16 protein-coding genes are annotated in these 23939 nt (G+C 36.6%); 1 reads left to right on the forward strand and 15 read right to left on the reverse strand.

The window, feature by feature from the left end:
• Positions 1 to 389: 389 nt before the first annotated feature.
• The 9 genes from bshA to PL77_RS05250 form a co-directional block, all read right to left on the reverse strand.
• On the reverse strand, positions 390 to 1532 hold the full coding sequence (bshA, locus tag PL77_RS05210; protein ID WP_044202408.1) for an N-acetyl-alpha-D-glucosaminyl L-malate synthase BshA: 1143 nt from the start codon (positions 1530 to 1532) through the stop codon (positions 390 to 392).
• Positions 1533 to 1554: 22 nt separating this feature from the next.
• On the reverse strand, positions 1555 to 1878 hold the full coding sequence (gene ytxJ / locus PL77_RS05215) for a bacillithiol system redox-active protein YtxJ (protein ID WP_044202411.1): 324 nt from the start codon (positions 1876 to 1878) through the stop codon (positions 1555 to 1557).
• 195 nt (positions 1879 to 2073) lie between these two features.
• Positions 2074 to 3183: a hypothetical protein gene (locus tag PL77_RS05220; RefSeq protein ID WP_044202414.1), complete on the reverse strand. Its 1110-nt coding sequence runs from the start codon at positions 3181 to 3183 to the stop codon at positions 2074 to 2076.
• Positions 3184 to 3447: 264 nt separating this feature from the next.
• Positions 3448 to 4218, reverse strand: coding sequence for a LytTR family DNA-binding domain-containing protein (locus PL77_RS05225; RefSeq protein ID WP_044202417.1), 771 nt, complete (start codon positions 4216 to 4218; stop codon positions 3448 to 3450).
• Positions 4219 to 4221: 3 nt separating this feature from the next.
• Positions 4222 to 5226, reverse strand: coding sequence for a sensor histidine kinase (locus PL77_RS30285; RefSeq protein WP_172665800.1), 1005 nt, complete (start codon positions 5224 to 5226; stop codon positions 4222 to 4224).
• A 313-nt stretch (positions 5227 to 5539) separates the two neighbouring features.
• Complete coding sequence (locus PL77_RS05235; protein WP_044202420.1) at positions 5540 to 6880, reverse strand: TolC family protein; 1341 nt, start codon at positions 6878 to 6880, stop codon at positions 5540 to 5542.
• A complete protein-coding gene (locus tag PL77_RS05240; RefSeq protein WP_044202423.1) occupies positions 6867 to 10022 on the reverse strand; it encodes an efflux RND transporter permease subunit in 3156 nt (1051 codons plus the stop codon). The genes PL77_RS05235 and PL77_RS05240 overlap by 14 nt, the downstream gene beginning before the upstream one ends.
• Positions 10023 to 10031: 9 nt before the next feature.
• Positions 10032 to 11138, reverse strand: coding sequence for an efflux RND transporter periplasmic adaptor subunit (locus tag PL77_RS05245; RefSeq protein WP_172665801.1), 1107 nt, complete (start codon positions 11136 to 11138; stop codon positions 10032 to 10034).
• A 498-nt stretch (positions 11139 to 11636) separates the two neighbouring features.
• The gene (locus PL77_RS05250) at positions 11637 to 14141 is read right to left on the reverse strand and encodes a TonB-dependent receptor domain-containing protein (RefSeq protein WP_044202428.1); all 2505 of its coding nucleotides are present in this window, start codon (positions 14139 to 14141) and stop codon (positions 11637 to 11639) included.
• Between the two features lie 308 nt (positions 14142 to 14449).
• Here PL77_RS05250 and PL77_RS05255 point away from each other — a divergent pair, with 308 nt between their 5' ends.
• Positions 14450 to 15325, forward strand: coding sequence for an SDR family oxidoreductase (locus PL77_RS05255; protein WP_044202430.1), 876 nt, complete (start codon positions 14450 to 14452; stop codon positions 15323 to 15325).
• 99 nt (positions 15326 to 15424) lie between these two features.
• On the opposite strand, the gene PL77_RS05260 is transcribed toward PL77_RS05255, so the two are convergent.
• The 6 genes from PL77_RS05260 to PL77_RS05285 all read right to left on the reverse strand — a co-directional run bounded on the left by PL77_RS05260 (position 15425) and on the right by PL77_RS05285 (position 23849).
• On the reverse strand, positions 15425 to 16003 hold the full coding sequence (locus PL77_RS05260) for an SPOR domain-containing protein (protein ID WP_172665802.1): 579 nt from the start codon (positions 16001 to 16003) through the stop codon (positions 15425 to 15427).
• A 193-nt stretch (positions 16004 to 16196) separates the two neighbouring features.
• Positions 16197 to 19574, reverse strand: a complete 3378-nt coding sequence (gene secA / locus PL77_RS05265; protein WP_044202436.1) for a preprotein translocase subunit SecA — start codon at positions 19572 to 19574, stop codon at positions 16197 to 16199.
• 291 nt (positions 19575 to 19865) lie between these two features.
• Positions 19866 to 20411, reverse strand: coding sequence for an FKBP-type peptidyl-prolyl cis-trans isomerase (locus PL77_RS31480; protein WP_052444189.1), 546 nt, complete (start codon positions 20409 to 20411; stop codon positions 19866 to 19868).
• A gap of 27 nt (positions 20412 to 20438) precedes the next feature.
• Positions 20439 to 21548, reverse strand: a complete 1110-nt coding sequence (locus PL77_RS05275) for an FKBP-type peptidyl-prolyl cis-trans isomerase (RefSeq protein ID WP_044202439.1) — start codon at positions 21546 to 21548, stop codon at positions 20439 to 20441.
• Positions 21549 to 21886: 338 nt separating this feature from the next.
• Complete coding sequence (locus tag PL77_RS05280; protein ID WP_052444190.1) at positions 21887 to 22813, reverse strand: FKBP-type peptidyl-prolyl cis-trans isomerase; 927 nt, start codon at positions 22811 to 22813, stop codon at positions 21887 to 21889.
• 22 nt (positions 22814 to 22835) lie between these two features.
• The gene (locus PL77_RS05285; protein WP_044202441.1) at positions 22836 to 23849 is read right to left on the reverse strand and encodes a bifunctional oligoribonuclease/PAP phosphatase NrnA; all 1014 of its coding nucleotides are present in this window, start codon (positions 23847 to 23849) and stop codon (positions 22836 to 22838) included.
• Between the last annotated feature and the right edge of the window lie 90 nt (positions 23850 to 23939).

Raw genomic sequence — 23939 nt, forward strand, 5'->3', positions numbered from 1 at the left:
AAGAAAGGTTGAAGATTGTGTAATTCATTTCAGTTTTAATAGCATATATGATTACCCATTGATTTAACTGGTTTCAAAATAATAAAAAGACAATTGCGATTCGGGCTCGACTCAATGATGCTATTGGTGTTGTTTTTTAAATGGTTTAAAAAGAAAGATTTTGATATTTATTTTATACTAGAATATTTTTAATAGTTAGAAATTATTTAACTCATTTGTCAAAAATTTGACGGTAGCTGGATTTAGTCATTTCATTGTCAATTATTAACAATAATACAAATTTTGATAGTAAAATCATAATTTAAACACATATAATAAGCTATGATACAAAAAAGGGTTACCTCATTCCATCGAATGAAATAACCCTTATTTGGTAAAGTGTTACTCTGTTAGCTCACCTTTACTTTCGTTTTTTCTATTGCTTCCTTATACACCTCTTCATATTGAGGAATAATTTCTGCAATATTATAGCGTTGTGCCTGTTTGAGTGCATTAGCTTTAAACGTTGGTAGATTCTTATCGTCTAAAATATGTAATGCATTTTTTGCCATATCTTCCACATCTCCAATATCGCTCATCATTCCGGTTTCTCCATGAATATTTACCTCTGGAATACCGCCAGCATTAGTAGAAACTACAGGTACTTCACATGCCATTGCTTCCAATGCCGCCAAACCAAAACTTTCTTTTTCGGAAGGCATTAAGAATAAATCTGCTACTGAAAGAATCTCTTCTACTTCAGCTAATTTCCCTAAGAAACGAACATCGTTACAAGTACGTAACTCATAGCATTTCTCTTCCAAGTTGGCTCTTTCAGGGCCATCACCCACCATCAACAACTTACAAGGAATCTTTTCTCTTACTCTTTTAAACACTTCCAAAGCATCATCTGCTCTTTTCACACTTCTCATATTGGAAACATGAATCAGCAGTTTTTCTCCATCTGGACAGATTGCTTTCTTAAAGTGATCTTTTTTATGCTTCATAAATCGGTTAAGATCTACAAAGTTTGGAATTACTTTAATGTCAGTTGTCAGATCAAAATATTGATAGGTTTCTTCTTTTAAACTTTCAGAAACGGAAGTTACACAGTCTGATTCATCAATGGAAAAGGCCACAACAGGACCCAGACTATCATCCTTACCTACCAAAGTTACATCTGTACCATGAAGCGTGGTCACGATCGGCATATTAATTCCTTTTTTAGCTAAAATCTGCTTTGCGGTATACGCTGCAGAAGCATGAGGAATTGCATAATGAGCATGTAAAACATCCAACTGTTCAGACTCTGCCACTTCTACCATTTTACTGGTCAATGCCAACTCATAAGGAGGGTACTTGAATAATGGGTAGGTTTTGATATCTACTTTATGATAGTAAATATTTTCATCAAAAAAGTCTAATCTTGTAGGTTGATCATAGGTAATAAAATGAACTTCATGACCTAAGTCTGCAGCTAAACTCTTCCCTAACTCTGTAGCGACTACCCCACTACCTCCGTAGGTAGGATAACATATGATACCAATTTTCACGGTGTTGTCTGTTTAATGATAATTAAGCGACGATGTCTGAATAGGAAATTCCCATGTGCGATGCAGTGTAAACTACTTCACCTTTATCTAAAACAAGTACTTGAGGTGATTGATGCTCAACGTTAAACTTTTCTGCAATTGCGTTGGAGATATTTCTATATTGAATCAAATCCAAGTAATAAGCCGAGATGCCATTTCCATCGTCCCACGAACGTTCTAAACGACTTAATGCCATAGAACTAATCGAACAACGAGTAGAATGTTTTAAAATTAGGACTTTTTGTGATTGCGATAACGCCACTAACTCTTCTAATTGAGAGATTTCAGTTAACTGATGCCAGTTCATAACTTCTAAATTCGTTTAAACAACTTTTGCAAGTTAAGCAAATTATATTAGAAATCATTATGCACTTTTTCCCTAAGATTAGGTTATACTACAAATCGCAGTCATTAAAAGCTTCATCTAGTGGGACTTTAAATATCACTTTTTAAACCTTAATGCTAAAGCAAAAATTCAAGAAATATCAGTCGAAAGCAGGTATTATTCTTCGTTACTTTGATTATGTTGTATGATTTGTTCCCTTTGTTTACGCTTCTCCTCTAACTCTTTTTGTTGTTTATCCTCCCACATTTTTTCTCTCATCTGCCACTGTTTCACACCTACTCTACTAATCACTTCGTCAATCACTGAACTTGACAATTCTTGAATGAGCTTTTCATTGCCTTGCTTGGTTTTGGAGAACATGATTCCTTCAATCATTTCATAAACGACATCCTTCAAAATCAACTCATTTTTTTCAGAGGCAATATCTTCAAATAAGTCATTGGTTACCTTAAAGACTATATCAGAAATCGCATCTTCCAAACGAGATGAGGCATAACTTCCCAAAACCGGTACTTTTTTAATGTCTTTAATTTCTTCATTTTCATTCACCGCATCTTCAATCAATACAGAAACGTAGTTTTCTAAATCTCCCTTTTTATTGGCATACGCCTCTTGCATAGCATACATGATCTTCCTTGAAATCCAAAAAGACAGGTTTTCTTGGTAAGGTTTGACTACATCTATCATAAATTGTTGATTCGCATAACTGCCCGACTTAATCTCATCCTTCACACCTTCTAATACATTGATCACTACGGCATCAGAAACTTCCTCTACTACTATTTCTTTGATATGCAAGATCGTTCTATACACACTCAATTCTTCCAAATTGATCACCTCATGACTATGCCACCTAAACAACATGGCGAAAATCCTAAGTAGCCTGAAAAAGTTCATTCCTGGAAAACTACCAATCAAGTCATAGAAATGTAAAAAAGGGTAGAAATACCACTTTGCATAGGTTTTCTCCCTGTAAGCCTCCCACCATGAAGTGAAGAATTCGGTCAGATAAAAGACCATAAAACAGATTTCAATGATATAGAAATTATCAAAGATATAGTCCTTGTACCAACTTGCCGGTGTCTCTGCAACTGCAAACAAGAAGTGTTGAACTATTTCAGTGGCGAACAAAGAATTGAAAGTCATCCACAACAAATGAAAAATAATGATATTCAGAATAATGATATCCCGTACCAGACGCTTGTATTCTTCTTTGTCTAGTTTATCGTAATTGAAATGTTTTTTGACGTTAAGGAAAACTCTCATTGTTGGTATTTTCTATTTAGATAGCTAAAATACCAAATATTATGGATTGGTGTGGGGTTTGGGGAAAAGATTTAATGAAGAATAACCTAATCTTAAACTGGTTCAAGTCTTAAGCCGTAGGCGAGACTTGGACCTATAATTTGAATAAAGTCTGTAGACTTTTAAACCAAATATTGTGTATTTATAAGTCTTCAGACTTATTACATTTCGTAAGCACAAGTCACGCCTACGGCTTAAGACTTGCGCTAGTGGTTATTCAAAAAACTAAATATTCAACCACTCCTTAAACTTCCCCACCTTATCTGCAGGAACAAACAGCTCTGAAGGGGTTTCTGGATTGGTAAAAACCTTTAGTTTCGTTTTAGAATACCACGATACGCTGTCGATGGCATTAATCTGAACGATGTATTTTCGGTTGACTCTGAAGAAGTTTTTGGGGTTTAATTTCTTTTCGATTTGATCCATAGTGTAGTTGACGTCGTAGACTTTTCCATCAGTCACTTGGATAAATACGGCTTTGCTTTCTGCAAATACAAAAGCAATGTCTTCTACTTTTACGGTTCTTAATTCATCACGGAAACTGACCATAAAACGCTCCTTATAGTCGTGGTTCATTTGCTGAGTGACGACTTGTCCGAGTAGGTCATAATCGATTTTGTTCGGGGATTTGTCTGTGATAAATCGCTTTTTGAATTTGTCTACACTTGCTTCCAAATCGGCTATGCTGATGGGTTTAAGGAGGTAATCCACGCTGTTTTGCTTGAAAGCTTTGATGGCGTATTGATCAAAAGCGGTAGTGAAGATAATTGGGGTATCGACTTCTAATTGTTCAAAAATTTCAAAACTGTTGCCATCGGAGAGATGGATATCCATAAAGATCAGATCTACTTCTTCTCCAGATTCAAAAAACTCCACACACTCTTCTATAGATTCCAAAGAAGAGATTACTTCAAAGTCATCGCCTAATTTTCCTAACAGCATTTTGAGTTTTCTTGCACTTGGTGCTTCGTCTTCTACAATCAGTACTTTATACATCGCTTATTGATTTATCAATGGTAATTCTGCTAAATATTGATCCCCTTGGATGCCAAAACGTGGGATTTCTTTCGAAATTAATTTATACTTTTCTTCCAAATTCTTTTGTCCTGTATGAGTAGATACCGTTTCTGGAGTATCTCTTGGCTGGTAATTATTGGCGACTACAATGTTGTTTTCTTCTTTATAAATATGAATCTGAAGAGGTGATTTCTTAGAGATTCGGTTATGCTTTATGGCATTTTCAATTAATACCTGTAAGGACAATGGTGGAATCATTTGATCGGGTAAGTTCTCTTCCAAATCATTTTTCACTTGAAATCCTTCTTCAAATCGAATTTTTAAAAGGAATAAATAGGCATCTATAAAATCTAATTCCTGCTCAACGGGTACGAGCATTTCTTCGCTGATCGTCAATACATATCTGTAGACTTTGGCGAACTCCTGAATAAATTGATCTGACTTTTCGATGTCTTCATAAATCAAAGAGGAAAGTACGCTGAGATTATTGAAAAGAAAGTGATTGTCAAGCTGATTTTTTAAGGCAGAATATTTCGTCTGTAGTTGGGTTTTCTCTACTCTTGCAAGGTTCAATTCCAATTCATTTCTTTCACTCACCACCTCAATCGTTTCTATGGCTACAAGAAATAAAATGTTCTCCACCAAGGGCAATGCAAACATACCTTCAATGGGTAAGTTTTGTTCTTTAAAAGCCAATAAACGGTTAAATAAATTGCCAGAATCGTATAAACTATGCATAAAACTCATCAAGAGACTAGTCACGGCAAGCACCATTGCAAAGTCGACTAGACCTCTCAAAAACATGTGTTTCTTCCAAGGAAGTACCTTATTTAATTTCACTACAGCGAAATAATAGCCAAATACCGCTGTAGAGGAAGTTAGCAGAATCAATGGCAGCATTTCTGTAAGGAAATGAGTTGCTTTATTTTCTGAAATATATCCGCTCAACGTCAGTGTGGCCATCGGTATTAGGATGATACAAAACATAGTGAGCGGTATAAAAAACAACCACAATAAGTTCTTCTTCTTTTTCATATGTCTAATATAATCAGTTAAAGTTTAATGCACATTTGAATAATTATTGAATCATTCTTTCTTTATAGTGTATTGATTTCTTATGGTTCGTGAGACGCAAAGCATTGCGTCTCTACAGGGGAGGTACTTTCAAGTAAAGTGTATAACAAAATTGAAAAGGTATCGCTTTGTAGAGCCACAATGCCTTGTGGCTCACGTACCATCATAAATTAATAAAAGCACCCAAGCCCGAAGACCTGAGTGCCGGATAACGGGTCACACTTTTCTATTCATTAATTTGATCTAGTAGGTCTCCTGATAATTGCAGAATAGAATACTCGGCTACTTTTGCATTGTATAATGCATCGTTTAATCTATTTTTTGCCGTTTGAAGATTGGTCTGTGCGGTACGGAAATCAATGCTTGTTACTTGTCCCAACTCGTATTGTTCCTTCGTTTGTCTGAAGTTCAACTCGGCTTGTTCCATGCTTTTAGCTTCCATATTGGCGATACGTTGTTTGTAATCGTAATCCGACCAAGCATTCATCACGTCTCTTTGTAATTCTTTGGTCAACTGCATGGTATTTTGCTGTTGTGCCATTACGCTTAGCTTCGCATTCTGCTCCTTTTTCTTTTGCTGATGTCCATTGAATACATTAAATGACATCGTCACACCGGCTGACATTCCTAAGTTTTCATTGTAAAGGACCTGTCCAGCATCATTATTCATTCTGTTATAACCATATTGGGCATAAGTAGAAAGTGTTGGTGCCTTCCCTGCTTTCGCAATTTTCAAATCTAATTCTGTAATTTCTTCCTGCTTGTGTTGTGCCAATAAAGAAAGGTTTTCAGTCATTGCTTTTTCCAATACATTATCAGCAGTTAACCCATTTAGAAATTCAAAATCTGCATTCACTTCATACGTCGAACTTACCTCTCCACCTAAAACAACATTCAGTTTTCTGATGGCAGTATAATAAGCTTGTTCTGTCTGAAGGTAAGAAGTGCTATCGCTATTCAAATCTACTTCTGCATTCAATACCTCCAACTTTGTTGACTGTCCCAATAGGTAGCGGTTTTTCAATCTATCTAATCTCTTGTTGGAAGTCACAATTGTTTCTTTGGAGATATTCAGGTTTTCTTGCTCACGCGATATATCATAAAACGCTTCCACCACTTGGAGTACTGTATTCTCTACTTCCTGCTTGAAGCGGATTTCTTCTAATGTTGCACTTTCTCGAAGTTGATTTAATGTAAAGCGGTTTCCATTACCATTAAACAATACATAATCCATTCTGATGTTTGCATCAAAAGTGGTAGAGGCTGCATTGTCCAATTGTATTGTATTATCGCCTTCAGAAGGAGCTCCAGTATTCATAAACTCCATTTCCGTATCATTATTACTGTAATCCGCAGTACCGTTTGCCGTAATAGAAGGTAACATCCCTGCCATACCTGCCGTTGCATTATTGTTGGCTTGTTCCTTATTGACTGCTACTGCTTTTAGATTATGGTTGTTGGTCAATGCCAATTGGATTGCATCATTAATACTCATTTTTTCCTGAGCATTACTGTTTCCTACAAGAAGTAAGAAAAATAGGGTGTAGATGATATTAAGCTTCTTCATAATCGTAGGCTAATTCTTTGATTGCTGATTCAACAGCTTCTTGATTTACTTTTTCTCCTGTCTTGATCTCTTTGATTTTCACCTTGATCTGATTCGTCATTTTAATACAAACCGGTAAAACAATCAGTGTGATAAGCGTTGCTCCTGCAATACCATAAGAGATCGTAATCACCATTGGAATAAGGAACTGTGCTTGTAAACTTGTTTCGAATACCATTGGACCCATACCAGCAACAGTGGTTACAGTAGTCAATAAAATTGGGCGGAAACGAGATACACATGCCTCGATTAATGCCTCATCAAACTTCATATTGGCTTTCAGGTTGAGGTTGAATGCGTTGATCAGAACCAAGGCATCATTGACCATCACACCCAGCAAGGCGATGATTCCCATAAAAGACATCATACTAATGGCAAAACCGTGAAGGTAATGGGCCATGACAACCCAGATAAAACTCAATGGCACAAGGGCGAAAACGATAAAAGATTGGCTAAATGATCTTAGGGTAAATACTACGATCGTGAACATGAGGATAAATACAATCGGGATTACTTTCGCCGCCGAATTTCCTACTTTCTCCTGTTCCCTTTTCTGACCATCAAAATCAGCTTCTACTGTTTGATGCTCTTTTAATAGGTCAGGTAATAATTCTGTCTTGATTTTATTTAAAATATCTGGAAGAGCGTCATCAGGATTTTTCAATTGAGCCGTCAACTTCATTTCTCTATTGAAATCAATGTGATTGATCGATGAATAACCGTCTTCGATAGAGAAATTGGCTACTTCTGAGAAAGGATAAGCGACACCATTTCCCATTCTGATTTTCATTTTCTCTAAATCACCAAAACTGCTTCTGTTGTCCGTATCATAACGTACCCAAACTTTCACTTCGTCCTGTCCTCTTTGAATTCTTTGAATTTCGTAACCGAAGAAACCTTGACGGATTTGAGAGATTACTTGTTGTTCAGTAAGTCCAAGTTGATAAGCTTTATCTTTTAAAGAAATGTGGATTTCTCTGTTACCTGTAGGGTTATTGTCTTTGACATTTCTCAACTCCGGCATTTTTTCCATACGGAGCTTCAATTCCTTTTTCACAATTGCCAATTCCTCTAAATCATCACCTCTTAATGAAACCACTACTGGATCACCAAAAGGAGAGAAAGAAGCAAAACTGATCGATTCGGCACCTGGAATTTTACCAATCTCTTCTGATAGTAAATTACTGACATCAGCAGTTGATCCAGAACGTTCCTCTGCACCTAATAATGTAAGGTTGAATTGGACTTGATGGCCCGATCCCATATACACCATGTTCACTTTTTTGATGATATCCTGCTGGTCTTTTTGATCAGGTTGTAGTTCTTTATTGACAACTTCAATGGCTCTTTCAATCTGCTGTACCCCTCTTTCTGTTACTTCTTGTTGCGTACCGTTGGGCATCACTAATGTAATTGTCACATCATCTCCTTCAATACTCGGGAAGAATGTTGCTGGAACTACTTTCTTCGCCATCATACCTACTGAGAAAATAAACAGGGCTATTGTAATACTGAATGTGATGGCTTTGTTTCTTAGAGCAAATTCAAGAATTGGCTTGTAAATATTATCTCTGAATTTGAATAAATATTTGTCGACCGTCTTTGTCACTATATTCGATTCCTGTTTTCCATTTGCTTTAAATGCTTTTGAAAATGCAAGGTGGGCAGGAAGAATAATTAAACCTTCAATCAGAGAAACAAATAAGATCAAGCCTACAATCCATGACATATCTTTGAAGAAGTCGCCCATTTTTCCATCTAAGAAAAGGAAAGTGGAGAAAGCTACAATTGTAGTCAATACGGCTGAAATCACTGCTGGAAGTACCTCCATTGTTCCATCAATAGCGGACTGAATCGCTGGCTTTCCTTTTTCATAATGCTGATAGATATTTTCTGCCACCACAATTGCATCATCCACTAGAATTCCCAATACAACAATCAAGGCGAAAAGTGAAATCATATTGATTGTTACACCTGTGAAAGAAATGAAGATGAACATACCGAAGATGGAGAACGGAATACCAATCGCTACCCAAAAGGCAATTCTTGGATTAAGGAACAATGATAAAACAATCAATACTAAGATGATTCCTAAAATACCATTATCAATCAGTAGATCTAAACGTTGTCCTAGTAAGTCTGATTGATCACGAATCACGTCGATATGCAATACATCATTTTGAGCATTAAAATCTTCAATGTATTCATAAAGCACATCTGCTGTCGCTAAAATATCTTCACTGAAAGTATTGTTGATGGTCACCGTTACTACTCTTTTTCCATTTAAAGTGGCTCTTGCAGGAGCATCTTCCCACTGATCCACTACTTTGGCTACATCTTTCAATCGGATCACACCACCATTGTCTGTCTGACGGATGATGATATGGTCCATTTCTTCTGATGAATACCCTTTATTTTTTGCTCTGATAAAAAACTCTTCTTCACCGTCTTTGATACTACCGCCCGTCATATCTAGGTTGGCGCCTTGCACCGCCATGGCTACTTCATCAAAAGTCATATTATAACTCTCTAAAGCATCTTCCTGTAATAGAATCGCGATTTCCTCATTGGGGTAACCCGAGATTTCAATCTTAGAAATCCCCTTTTTGGCCAAAAGATCCTTCTCTACTTTTCGAGCTGTTTCTTTCAATGATTTTAAAGAAACGCCATCGCCAGTGATGCCAAACATAAAACTGAAGTTGGCATCTTCATGCTTGTAAGAAACTACAGATTCCACATCCAATGGGAAAGATGAAATCCCTTCTACTACGTTCTTCACGCGTGTCAGGGCTTCGTCCATATCTGTCCCTTTAAACATCTCCAATGTAATTTTACCTACATTTTCTTGAGCATAAGAAGTGATCTGATCCAAACCTTCCAAACCTTTTAGTTCTTCTTCAATTTTCAAGATCACCCCTTCTTCTACTTCTTCCGCTGAAGAACCAGGGTACACCACATCAACATAAATAAAACGTTGAGGGGCATTGGGCATAAATGTACTTGTGATTTTGGATGCAGTAATAAAACCGAGTACCAACGTCAGTGCCATCACTAGATTGACAGCTACTGGAAATTTTATAAAATAGGATATTAACTTCTTCATGATCTCAGCTTATTTCATTACCTGCACTTTCATTCCTTCATAAGGGTTTTTGATGTTGGTCATCAATACCGCCGAGTTTGAAGGAACTCCTTTTACGATTGCTTCAGATCTGAATGATTCCAACACTTCAATCTTTTGTGTCTTCAGCTTATTGTTTTCCACAATGAAGATCTGATTTTCATCGAAAATTAATTTTCTAGGAATTTGAATCGCATCTTCAAATGAAGTACTGCTCACTTTGGCCGTTAAGAACATGCCTTCTTTTAAGTCTTTTCCTGAAGTTTGGATATATACTTTCACGCTTTGAGAGTTGGCGTCTAATGTACTTCCTACTCTGATCACTGTACCGGTCCATTCCGTATCTAACTCTGAAGAGTACAACTTAACTTTACTTCCTTTTTTGAAATGTTCAATGTCTTTGAGTGGAGCTGTTACTTCCAATTCGTAAGAAGACAAATTCACCATTTCACCAAGTTCTTCACCTGCTCTTACTGCGGTACCTGCTTCTATATTACTCTTAGAAATCACACCACTAAATGGGGCATAAATGGTGTATTTATTTAATTTCTCTTCAGATGATTTAATCGTGTAATAAGAGCTATAAATTCCGTTTCCGGCGATAAAATATTTTTCTTTTTCTGTTGTGGGTGTTGGCAATTCCTTTAAAGGTTTATGAATATCAAACTCTTTTAAGTATTGATTCCAAGTGGGGTAACTCTCTGAAAAATCTTCTTTTAAGTCCGGTAAAATTGCCGTCAAGTCTGTCATGAAATTACTCTTATCCGCAAGTAACGTCATCAAACGTTCTTGTTGATCGATCTGTAGAACAACTTGACCTTTTTTATAGTAATTTCCTTCTCTAAATTTCTTCGCTGAAGACAACAAACGTCCTTCTACTTCAGCATAAATTTCATATCTATCTTTTGCCTTTAATTTTCCCGTTACCTCTATTGTATTATGTAAGGTTTCTAACTTGGCATATTCCACTTTTACAGCTAAATCACTTTTGCCTTCTAGCGGAGCCTCAGGTTCTTTTTCTGGTAATGCACTTACTGCAAAAACAGCGATAATGATAATCAGAGGACTTATTATTAGGTATAAGTATTTGCTTTTCATCTGGTTGAATAAGTTTATGTTTTGATTTGATGATAACACAAACTTCCTCATTCTAGTGCTGTATATAAATTAAAGGAAGACGAAGCCGGGAAAATGAGGGATGAATCGGGAAAATTGGGGATGAAGCAGAAAGTGGAAATCGGGAGATTTCTAAAAATCTGTAGGACACAAATGATGCTGTCGCTTAACATTCGTGCCAGTGGTTCTCTATAGCGCAAATGTTAAGCGATAGCACCATTTGTGCTTAAAAGATCAAAAGAAGTCTCTGACTTCTATTCAAAAAAATGATACAACTTGTGGTTCAGTGGACGTTGCAATGCAACATCCCTACAACGGTACCTAATAATTAAAGAACATTCTACAAAAAATTGAATGAGAACTGTAGGGGCGTTTTAGTAAAACGCCCTCGCGAACCACCAAAAAAAATCACCCGACTTTTAAATGATATATCCATTCAAAGCCGGGTGATTTAGGGTGCAAATTAAAGATAACTATCAATTAGAACTGCTTATCAAATTCTGTTTTCTTCGCTTTTTTCTTCGGTTTAGAGTTCATGGTGTAGTTCACGCTAAACTCTACAATAGGTCCATATCTGTAGTAAGTTGTTCTTTGATAGAACGTGTTTTCATTGGAGTTTCTATCCTTACCTGTCGTATCTAAACCTTTAATATTGGATTGGAAAATATCATTTGCTCTACCTGTAAAGGTCCATTCGGGCATAGTTGTCGGTTTGTAAACCAATGCGATATTTGACATATAGAATAAATCATTTTGACCTTGTGCCGTTACTGTAGCTGATTGTACGTCGATGTCAAATACAAAACTTAGTGTTTTTGAAAGTTCAGTATTTAGGGTTGATTTCCAGCTCCAGTTTAAACTACTTTGATCGATTGTCTGTCCATAGATAGAACCATTAATGGCATAGTGGTACAACGATCCACCCATAAATAGCTTCACTCTTTTCGCGATATTAAAGTTAGAGTTCAATTCCAATCCCAAAGACTGATCATCTCCTGCATTAGTATATGATCTCATCAAGACATTTTCACCTTCATTCACTACATTCACGCGGAATACTGCATTTTCAACTCCTCTATAAAAGGCCGTCAAACTGATGTTTTGGTTACCGATTTTCTTATCAAAAGTCACTTCCGCTAAGTTGACAAATTCAGGCTGAAGTGTTGGGTCACCTACTTCGTATACTTCAAAGTGTCTCCTGTAAAGGAAAGGTGCCATGTTTTTTGTCGGAGGACGGTTGATACGTCTACTTGCTCCAAAAATTAATCGGTTATTTTCATTGAACTCATAATCTAAGTTCAAAGAAGGGAAAGCATTCAATTGTTGCACTACAAACTCATCCTGTTCAGGTACATCAATGATTGGGAAAACGGCATAATTACCTACTGTCATGGCTTGATCAGTGTATTCCAAACGTAGACCGGCTTTTAAATTTAACTTTCCGAACCTTGCTCCATAATCCACGTAACCTGCATAAATATTACGCTTCAATTCGTAGGTATTTGAATAAGGATGTTGTTCCCAATTGCCATTATTCAAGTTCAATGTATCGTAGTTATAATTGCCTGACTGTGTCAAGAACTGAGATTGTAAACCAAAGGAAACAGTATGATTATCATTGATCGGTTTTTCATAATCAATAGAAAAACGAACGGCATGTAATGGCTGATCTGTTGTTTGTGTATAATGTGTCAGAATCGTTTCTTCTGGAGTTTCTGTACTATTATTATACACTTGGTTTTTGTTGTCCAAGTCATCTCCCAAAATTGAATGCTCATAAACTAAACCGAGGTTTAACTTTGATTTATTGTCAAATTGATGGAAGAAATCAAGGTTGGCAGTATGGAAATCACCATAACGGTTGTGAGTGTTGGGGTTGTAAATATATTCCTCAGACCCATCAATCACTTGACCATCTAAATCTTTGTAATAGTTATGGTAGACGTAATTTGCTGTACGCTTATTACTCTTGTGACCATAAAAATAAGAGGCTTTTAAAGAGGTGTTTTCATTAAAATCATAACCAACACCTGCATTTGCCGAATAATTGACATGCCACTCCGGACGATCACCTGCTGCATCCATGTGATATGTTCCTGTACGGTTGCCCTCACTATCTCTTTGCGTAATTTCAGAATCACCCTCACGGCGACCATCCACATTTCTACTCAAATAATTGGCTCCTGCATTAAAAGTCCATTTATCTTTTTGGTGGGTGATATTGAAGTTACCACCACCTCGAACAGGTTCAGCACCATCTCTCCAAGGTGATCCCCCCAACATACCACCGGCTGAAATAGAAGTACCTTCCAATTCTGATTTATTGACTGTAATGTTGATAATACCGGCTTTTCCTTGTGCATCATATTTGGCTGAAGGGACTGTAATCACTTCTATGTTTTCAATTGAACCTGCTGAGATTTGCGATAATAAAGTGGAAGGATCAATTTGAGTAGGTTTTCCATTGATATACACCATAAAACCTTGCGTACCACGGACAGAAACTTCACCTTCAGGAGATACAGAAATTTGAGGCAGTTTGTTCAACATATCTGTCGCTGTACCACTTCTTGCTGTTTCAAAATCAGACGCATCGTATACTTTTCTATCGATTTTAGTAGAAACGGTTTCTTTCAAATCCTTCACTACAATCTCGTCCAACTGTTGCACATTTGGATTTAGGTATACAGTTCCAAGCTTTAAATGGTCTGATAAAGTAATTGACTTTCTAAGAGAGTGATAGCCTACAAAGGAAATCTCAATATCATACTCCCCTTTTTTTACTTTATTCAGTTCGAAGTTTCCATCAAAATCTGAACTCGTAAAAGTGATAATTTCTTGATTAGCATCTAAAAGTCTAACAGATGCATAAGGTATACTTTCGCTGTTGTCTTTATCAATAAGTTGTCCTGAAATCTGATAAGATTGAGCAGAAAGGACGGACACATTGATAAGCATCAAAATGATTGATAAAATCTGTTTCATTAGGTTTAGTTTTTAATTCATTAGGTCTTAGATGATGTATAAAAATCACATCTCCATGTCACACAATGCAAAGATGGTAAAGATCAAACAACAAGAAGTAGTCTATTTGAAATTAAAAAGGTATAATCGATGTACATTTAGAATTTATGATAAAAACAGTTCTTTTTAGCCCATTTTAATGCATAAAAATCGAATACTCATTATATTAGTTCACCAATAAACAAAGAGCAGGCTATCTGCTTACAGGTACAACACTTTTTAGATTTAAGTACCAATATAAATTTGGTACTGATAAACCAAATACTCACATGTATAATAAACCAATGCTACGAGATGGGGCACTTGAAGGGAAAACTTATATCGTGACCGGAGGTGCAACAGGTCTGGGTAAATCCATGACTAAATATTTCCTTGAATTAGGAGCGGATGTTACAATCTGTAGTAGAAAAGAAGAAAAACTTCAAGCTGCCGCAGATGAATTGGAAGAGGCTACAGGAAAGCGTCCTTTCTATGTCGTTTGTGATGTAAGAAAATATGATCAGATTGAAAACGTCATCAAAGAAACAGTCAAAAAGTTCGGACAAATAGATGGACTTCTGAATAATGCAGCCGGTAATTTTATCAGCCCAACAGAACGTTTAAGCCACAAGGCTTTTGATACCATTGTTGATATCGTACTGAAAGGAACTTATTATTTTACTTTGGCAATGGGTAAATACTGGATTGCCAACGGACAAAAAGGCGTTATGCTCAATATCGTAACTACTTATGCTTCTACAGGATCTGGCTATGTCGTTCCTTCTGCTTCTTCAAAAGCTGGGGTTTTGGCATTGACAAGATCACTAGCCGTAGAATGGGCAAAATATGGAATTCGTTCGAATGCTATTGCTCCAGGACCTTTCCCAACAAAAGGGGCTTGGGATCGTTTATTCCCAGAAAACATTAGAAGTCAATTTGATGAAGCAGGCAAAGTACCTGTAGGACGTGTGGGAGAACATCAAGAGTTAGCCAATTTAGCAGCTTACTTGATGTCTGACTTTTCTGCGTATGTCAATGGAGAAGTAGTCACTATTGACGGTGGTGAATGGTTGAAAGGTGCTGGAGAATTTAATCATTTAGATGCTATTCCATCTCCTGTTTGGGATGATATCGCTTCAGCAATAAAAAGTAATACTAAAAAGTAACAGGAATTAAGGACAAAACACCTTTCTTCTGAAAAGAAAAAAAGGAGAACTGATTTATTAATGGTCAGTTCTCCTTTTCCTTTTGAAGAGATTTATCTTTTAATAATCGTCCTCTTCATTTATTTCCATAGCGGCTGCTTTTTCAGCATTTGCCTTTTTTATTCTTCTAGCAATTTCATCTACATTCATTTTTTCTTTTATAACAAATGCTGATCTGAATTTTTTCTTTAGACTAGTATGAACACCATGCGCTGTTAGACGGTCAAAATAATAACCTACTCTAACCTTGTAATTGGGCTGTTCATAAGTCATTTCAACTTCATAGTTTCCAAATTCATTTTTCAAGAAATCCACTATTTCATCAGCTTTATCTCTTGCTCTACCCGAATAAACTAAGATTCTATATACCTGTATTCCTCCAAGGTCTCTTTCTGATAAATGCGTTAAGATAGTGTCTACTTCTACATTGACATCACCTTCTGGAAAACCCAATTCTTCTTGTCCCTGAGGTGTTTGTTCAGCAACATCATCTGTTTTAGATTCTGCTTTTGGCAAATACGCTGTAAAATCTGTATCCACAAGGTCCGAAGATGGCACCGTTTGTTTTGGTTGAGAAGGTTTACAGGCCATTGCACTCATTAGCAAGGCTATAAATGTATAACGAATTAGTAGTTTCATATTTATATTTAGAAATAATGGAACGGCCAAAGTTAAGCATTTAATCATTTGTATTGAAACTGTAAGTACTAGAAAAAAAAGTAACTGAACATTTTATCTTATATTTTTATCCTTTTCTTCATTCCTAGTACTTATCAAAAAAAAGAGGCTGTCTCAAAAAATGAAACAGCCCCTTGAAGTGTGGCCTCAAAGATTAACCTTCAATAATCACACATTTTCCGTTTTGAACATCGTTCTCTACAGATTTATATTTTACCCCTTCTTTGACAGTACCATCACTGTATTTTACAGTAACTCTGTCATTTCTTTGGTATGTTTTATCACTCTGACGAGGTTTAACAACTTCTGCTGGAGCTTTTGGAGCTTCAGGAATATCGCCACCTTGAGGAGTTGAGTCAGGAGCTAATGCCGAACCTGCGTCTGCCTTGTTTGCCGTCACTTTTGGTTCTGGGCGTTTTGGCATTGGAGGAGGAGCTGGCATTGGAGGTGCTTCCTGTACTGGAATCTTCGCTTTGGCTAAGAAGCTGATGATCTCATCATTTACTTCCGCTAAGAACGTTTTGAACAACTCAAATGATTCAAATTTGTAGATCAATAATGGATCTTTTTGTTCGTGAACCGCATTTTGTACTTGTTGCTTCAACTCGTCCATTTCACGTAAGTGATCTTTCCATAAGTGGTCAATCACTGCTAGTGTAACGTTTTGCTCTAATGCTGAAACTACTGATTCTCCATCATTTTCTAACGCTTCTTCAAGGTTCACATGTACTTGGAACATCTTATGACCATCTGTAAATGGAATCACGATATTCTCTACTACACCACCTCTTTCTGCTTTTACTTTTTCGAAAACAGGTTTTGCTTTCTCCCAAAGTTGAGCATTTTTCTCTTTGTAATGCGTTAATGCTTCCTTGTATAACTCTTGCGTTAAATACTCTTCATTATGATGTTGGAAACCGTCTTCTTTGATACTAGTAGAAATACCTAAAATCTTAAGGGCATCCAATTTGAAACCTTCGTAGTTACCTACGTGAGTTTCAGAAATATTTGCGGCTACATCAAAGAAAGAGTTCATTACGTCTACTTGTAAACGCTCTCCGAACAACGCATTTCTACGTCTACGGTAGATTACCTCTCTTTGGTAGTTCATTACATCATCATATTCCAAAAGACGCTTACGGATCGCGAAGTTGTTTTCCTCTACTTTACGTTGTGCTCTTTCGATTGACTTTGTAATCATTGAGTGCTGGATTACTTCACCTTCTTGAAGACCCAATCTATCCATAATACCTGCTATACGGTCTGAACCGAATAGACGCATTAAGTTATCTTCCAATGACACGAAGAATTGAGATGATCCTGGATCACCTTGACGACCAGAACGACCTCTTAGCTGACGGTCTACACGACGAGACTCGTGACGTGATGTACCAATAATTGCTAAACCACCTGCATTTTTCACTTCATCAGGTAACTTAATATCGGTACCACGACCTGCCATGTTGGTTGCGATAGTTACTGTACCTGGCTGACCAGCTTTAGCAACTACATCTGCTTCACGACCGTGTTGTTTGGCGTTCAATACTTGGTGCTCGATACGTCTCATTTTCAACATACGAGACATTACTTCTGAGTTTTCTACTGAAGTAGTACCTACCAATACCGGACGACCTTGCTCTACAAGTCTTTGACACTCTTCCGCTACAGCATTAAACTTCTCACGGATTGTTTTATAAACATAATCCTCTCTATCGTCACGAACAATCGGACGGTGAGTAGGAACAGTTACTACGTCTAATTTGTAGATTTCATAGAATTCACCTGCTTCCGTTTCGGCTGTACCTGTCATACCTGTCAGTTTGTGGTACATACGGAAGTAGTTCTGTAAAGTCACTGTTGCATACGTTTGTGTAGCATCCTCGATCTTTACATTTTCTTTTGCTTCTAAAGCTTGGTGTAAACCATCTGAGTAACGACGACCTTCCATTACACGACCGGTCTGCTCATCTACGATTTTCACCTTGTTGTCCACCAAGATATAGTCTACGTCTTTTTCAAATAACGTATAGGCTTTCAACAATTGCTTCATCAAGTGAATACGTTGAGATTTTGTATCAAACTCAGCGATGATTGCATCTTTCGCTTCAATCTTCTCTTCGTCTGACATTGCCGGATCGTTCTCAATCTTACCAATACCTGTTGCCAAGTCAGGAAGAATAAAGAAGTCAGGGGCATTGGCTCCAGTAACAGAAGCAATACCTTTTTCCGTTAATTCAACGCTATTATTTTTTTCTTCGATAACGAATAATAAAGGCTCATCTGCTTCAGGCATTCTACGGTTGTTATCCGCCATGTACTCGCCTTCTACTTTTTGAAGCAATTGCTTCATACCTTCTTCACCTAAGAATTTAATCAAAGGCTTATATTTTGGAAGCGAACGGTGAGCTCTTAATAATTGAAGACCACCTTCCTGCTTATCGCCATCTTTGATTAATTTCTTTGCCTCATTCAACATTTTTTGAGTCTGCTTTCTTTGCTCATCTACTAAATGTTGAACCTTTGGTCTTAATTCACCAAATTCTTCTTGCTGATCACCTTTTGGTACTGGACCTGAAATGATCAATGGAGTTCTAGCGTCATCAATTAATACTGAATCGACCTCATCAATCATTGCAAAGTGATGCTCTCTCTGCACTAAATCATCTTTGTCTCTCGACATGTTATCACGTAGGTAATCGAAACCAAATTCGTTGTTTGTACCGTAAGTGATATCTGCTTGGTAAGCTTTTCTACGCGATTCAGAGTTTGGTTGGTGCTTATCAATACAATCTACTGAAAGACCGTGGAATTGGAATAATGGTGCATTCCACTCCGAGTCACGTTTTGCTAAGTAGTCGTTCACTGTTACTACGTGAACACCTCTTTTTGCTAATGCATTTAAGTAAGCTGGCAATGTACCTACGAGTGTTTTACCTTCACCCGTCATCATTTCACCTACTTTACCTTGGTGAAGGAAAATACCTCCTAACAACTGTACATCATAGTGGATCATGTTCCACTCCACTTCATTTCCGGCAGCCAACCACTTGTTTGACCAAGTTGCTTTGTCGCCTTCAATCGTGATGTTTTCATACTTCACGGCCATTTCACGGTCATAGTCCGTAGCCGTAACAGTAATTTGTTTGTTTTCAGTATATCTTCTACCTGTCTCTTTTACCACTGCAAATGCTTGAGGTAAAAGATCCATTAATATTTCTTCTAATTTTTCGTTACGCTCTTTTTTCAACTTATCAATTTCCTTGAAAGTTTTGTCTTTGAACGCAAGGTCAAGCTTCGTATCATTTTCAACTGCTTCTTGTTTCGATGTAATTTCATCATCAATAGAAGCTAATCCACTTTGGATGTAATCAATGAAGTAAGCTGTTTTAGCTCTTAGTTCGTCATCTGAAACAGATGATAATTTTTTATATTCTGCATCAATTTTGGCTAAATAAGGTCTGATCTCTTTAAGATCACGTTCTGATTTAGTACCAAAAATTTTAGAGAATGCTTTGGTTAATGAACCTAACATATATTATTTTTTGATTTGATCTTTTTACAAAAATTCTTGATCGTCTTACAATCAACTTTACATCAATTAGACTTGTGCTTTAAAAATGTGATTGTAAACTGAAACTACCGGTCAATTGTCCGACAAATATCACACAAATTTAATGTAATAAAACGATTTTCAATAGTTAAGCTTACGAATAATTAAAATAGGAAGTTCTAATTATTCACATTTCTTCTTTGACATAAAAAAAACCGAAAGATAAATACTTCTTTATCTTTCGGTTTTTCTCAATTTATAGCTCAAGACGTACTATTGCTCATCTACTTTCCATAAGCTGTCTACCTTAATATCAAATACTAAAGTAGCATTTGGAGGGATAGTACCCGTTCCTGAGGTTCCATAGCCTAGGGCTGAAGGAATAATTACTCTTGCCTCTTGCTTCTCGTGCATATTGACTAATGCAATATTCCATCCTTCAATGATTGAAGTTTTACCTAAAACTACTGGGAATGGATCTTCCGATAATCGATTACTATCAAAGATTTCACCATGAAGTACCCAACCTGTATAGGTAATGTGCATAGAGTCACCAAGACTGATATCTCTATCTGTCAAGATTTCATCTTCAGGTGTGATAGAAGACAAATATACTCCGAAGTTATAATACTTATCGACAGCTTCTTGATGAGTATCTGCACTAAAGTATGGAGGACCTGATATAATATACTCTTCGATCAAGTGCTTTTCAGCTTCATCAAAATCAATTTCTCCATCAAAAGAACTTGACGTTGTACACGAAAAGCCAATGAATAGGGTGCTTAAAAGCAGTAAATAGTGTCTAATGCGATATTGCATACTATAAATATGAACTAAAAAATATTATTATTGCTCGTCTTCTTTTATTTCAATAGTAAATACTAATGTTTTAAAAGGACGGATTGTTTTAAATAAATCTGATGTGTTAGGATTATCTCCTGTTTGCCAGTAAGCAGTATGTGAAGGCATCACAAAGACAGCTTTTTCACCAACTTGCATTGTACGTAATGCTTTGTACCAACCGTTGATTACTGTTGAAGATACGCTAGCATCTTGTGCTGATTTTGCATCTTCGAAAACTACTACTTGGAATTTAGAATCTCCTGAATCAGTATTTGAATCAAATACTTCTCCATTTTGATCAATAAATTTACCTTCGTAACGAACTTGAACTGTATCACCAATCGCCACTACGTCTCCTGTACCTGCTTGAACTGTATGTTTTACGATATAGTCAGGTAGCTCTAAAGGTTGATCATCACCAAAGTAGTTGTCATCAACAATTGATTTTGATGTACCGTTGTATAATGTATCGTTTTCAATTTCTGTAAAACCTTCAATTGAATCTTTAGCATATTGTAACGCAACAAGTGCTTCGTATTCTGCTTGAGAATAAGCTGTACGTTCTGCTTTAATTTCGTAGTTTTCTAAAGTAACGATATCGTTGAACTGTAAACCTAAATTTGATGAAGATGTACCACCAAATGCTAAGTAAGATGGAACATAAATTCTATCTAAAACCTCACTTGGCACGATAGAGTTCAAAGTTGCATCTGTAACACCAAGACAAATCGCACCTCTACGCATTGCAAAAGTGTACGTTGAATCTTTTAAAAGTGCATGTGTTACCAAATCATCAGGACCTTGATCAAATGCTGGGTCTCCGATGTACTCTTGAGCAAAACGTCTTAAATCTAAGTTGATTTCAAAAATTCTTAAATCGAAATCCTTAGGAAGTTCTCTTGTACCTTGGTTTGGAGGAGTAATGTAAACACTACCACCTGAAGGTAAAGTAGATGTTTTACGGTACTGAATGTCGTATGAAGCTAAGTATGCCTCCAGAGTCTCTGTATCTTTAGCGAAGTAATCCACAATGTCGTCATGAATACAACTTGTGAATCCAAGGAGGAAAAATACAGGAAGTGTGAACTTGAAAAATTTGTAAGTATTGTTCATATGATAAGTAGGTTTTAATATTAGATTTACATTTAAGAAGAATGAGAAGATCGTTCTTTCATTTCATTCCAATAAATACTCAGACCATTGTCTTTTGGTGGCAGACAAACATAAACCATTGTATTCTCAACAAATTTACTGTACTTATCAATAGTAAACTCATTGTGTTTGAATATATTATGTTAAGTACTCAAACAAAATTACCTTATATTTAATTATTGCAACTTTGTCTGAGTACTCATTGTAATTTCAGTAATTTCTCAAATCGAAAAAATACTAAACTACCTCAAAAACACTTCTCCTTAATTTTAAATTTTTAAAGAAAATGTCTTCTAAAATTATTTTGTTGGATTAACGAAGTCAATCAACTCAACATCAAATTTTAATACTGAGAATGGCTTGATCATTGAACCAGCTCCTGAAGCACCATAACCTAATCCTGAAGGGATAAATAAAGTTGCTTTAGTACCTTTTTTCAATAATGTAAAACCTTCGTCCCATCCTGCTATTACTCTTCCTTGACCCAATGGGAACTCAAATGGTTGGCCTCTATCTACTGAAGAATCAAATTTTTGACCATCTAATAAAGTACCAGTGTAGTGTACTTTTACGCTAGCACCTTTTTCAGGAGCTGCACCAGCACCCTCTTCAGTGATCACATAATATAAACCAGTTTCTGTTTTTTGAGCACCAGAGATATTGTTGTCAGTCAAGTAATCTTGGATCAATTGATCGTCGATTTTTACATACTCTTCTGCTTTTTCTTGCAATTTCTTCATCTCTTCCGCTTGCTTTTCTTCCATTGAAGTACGGTAAGCTTCCTCGTCAGCGTATACATTGACAGTACGAATACCCACTACTACTTCTTGTGAAGGATCTTTGATAAATGGAGGGGCCATTTTTCCAAAGAAATCAGAAGCGATAATTTTCATTTGAGCACTGTCTCCTTCGCTCATCATTGCAACCATTTCTCCTAGTGGATCTGCTGGCTGTCCTGCAGCTTGTTGTTGTTTCACAATTGAATCAGGGAAAACTTTTACCGCAGCAAACTCTCTTCCTGTTTCAGTAATATCAAATAATGTAGAATCTGAAGGTGTAGAGATATTTAATGTAAACTCAACGATATTATTTTCTTTGATCGCTGCACCACTTCCGCTCTCAACGATACTAAATTTCTTACCTGTTGGAGTTTCTTTTTCCTGTGGTCCACAAGCAACAGCACCTAACATTACGGCTGCAATTGCAATTTTCTTTTTGATTTGCATATTCAGTTTATAAGTAATTATTCTATTTTAATTTTTCCTGGAGTACTTTCTTGAATTTAGCGACTGCCTCATCAATTGTAATTCCATCAATTCTACCCCCTGCAGCATTTTTATGACCTCCACCATTAAAGTGCTCGGCCGAAAGATCTGCTACAGAAAAATCTCCAATTGAACGGAAAGATACTTTAATACCATCACGTTCGTCTTTTTCTTTGAAAAGTGCGGCGATTTTAATTCCATTGACAGACAAAGCATAATTCACTAAGCCCTCAGTATCTCCGGATTGTAACTTGAATCGTTCTCTATCATCTTGACTTACGGTGAAGTACCCTGTATTTAGCTCAGGCCAAAAAGTGAGGTTTTCCCCTAAAGCATAACCTAAGAATCTTAATCTCGTTTCAGTATTATTATCGTAAATAAGGTTGTAGATTCTAGCGGTATCAAGTCCTGTATCTTTTAAAGATGCTGCTATACGTAATGTTCTACTGCTCACACTCGGGAATTTAAAAGACCCCGTATCTGTAATTAAGCCTGCATATAAACAAGCCGCAATACGTTGGTCAATTTTCTGAATCCCTTCGTCTAAATCAATAAATTCATATATAAGTTGTGCGGCTGCGGCTGCATCAATATCCCAAAGTTCATAATCAGCAAACTCTTCTTTCCCTCTATGATGATCAATCATCACAATCGTTTTCTTGCTAATCGAGTTTTTGACTAATGGTCCTAGTTCTTCAATTCTACTAAGAGAAGAGAAATCCACACAAACAATCACATCCGCTTCTTCAATGATTGTTTCTGAAATTTCAGGTTTTTCTTTATCGTAAACCACTACTTCTTCGTGTCCTGGCATCCAATGCAAGAACGACGGGTAGTCATTTGGAGAAAGAACAGTTGTGATATGCTCATCTTTTCTTAAATACCAAGATAATCCCAATGCCGATCCTATAGCATCTGCGTCAGGCTTAGTATGCGGAATGATGACCACTTTTCTTGGTTCCTCTAAGAATTCTTTTAGTGTACTAAAATTGTGCATATAATATTTCACGTAACTGTGACATTACTCTAACATCACTTCTTATTTTTACTCCCCTCAGCGAGAGAAGTATGCACAAAAGTCTTAAAA

It is taken from the genome of Flammeovirga sp. OC4, assembly GCF_000812565.1.
In the GTDB taxonomy this organism is placed as follows: Bacteria; Bacteroidota; Bacteroidia; order Cytophagales; family Flammeovirgaceae; genus Flammeovirga.